Origin of the sequence: Glycomyces amatae (genome assembly GCF_020991375.1) — a bacterium.
Lineage (GTDB): Bacteria > Actinomycetota > Actinomycetes > Mycobacteriales > Micromonosporaceae > Glycomyces > Glycomyces amatae.
Map to the genome: position 1 here is coordinate 1 of NZ_JAJLQZ010000057.1, position 795 is coordinate 795.

General features: G+C 70.4%; 1 protein-coding gene. It reads right to left on the bottom strand.

Translation table 11 applies throughout. The annotated features are described in order from the left end of the window. Positions 1 to 795 (bottom strand): DUF222 domain-containing protein (locus LO763_RS28585; protein ID WP_230792314.1); only part of this gene is annotated, 795 nt, incomplete at both ends.

Consider the following 795-nt stretch of genomic DNA (forward strand, 5'->3'; position numbering starts at 1 on the left):
CACGTTGGGCAGGCGTAGGGCGCGGCCGAGTTCGACCGCTTCGCCGGTGGCGTAGTCGAACACGCTGGGGATGGCCAGGGCTTCGCAGGCCAGGAGCCGGGCCTGGGCGAGCGAGATCGGGTCGCCGTCCAGCAGGGGCACCCGCCCGGTGTCCTCCCCGCGCAGGGTCGCGATGTCGACGGTGAGGTGCAATGTCGCGGTGTGTCCGTGCCGGGTGGCGGCCTCGGGGGAGGATCCGTACCCGGCGAGGAGCTGATGCAGGGCTTCGGCGTGCCGGTTCGCCTGCGGGGGCAGGACCCCGTCGGCGTCCTGTTCGTCTTGGCGGGGCGGGGGGCAGGCGGTCTTGAGGTATTTGTCGAGGAGCCTGCCGGTGGTGGCGGTGAGTTCGGCTTCGAGGTGCCACATGCCGTTGCCGGTCTCGACCAGGTCGAGGCGCTGGAGGGACTGCTCGCCGAGCGCGTCCAGCAGTTCCGATTCCTTGGCGATGGTCGCCCACAGTCCCTCGAGGTGATGCTGGAGGTCGGTGAAGGAGGCGTGCTGGCAGTACTCGCTGACCATGGCCTCGGGCGTGGCGCAGAGGACCGCGGGGTCGAAAGGGGAGGGGACTGCCTCGCGGAAGGGGGTGCGGGCGAACAGGCGCATGGCCGGGGTCTGGTCGAGTTGCCGGACGGCGTAGGCGACCTGATCGATCCGGGCTTCCCCCGAGACCGCCGCTGCGGTGAGGATCCGGAACTTGCCTGAGAGGCGGGCGATCGCGGCGATCGCTCCGGCGGTGTTGAACGTGAAGTCGAACTG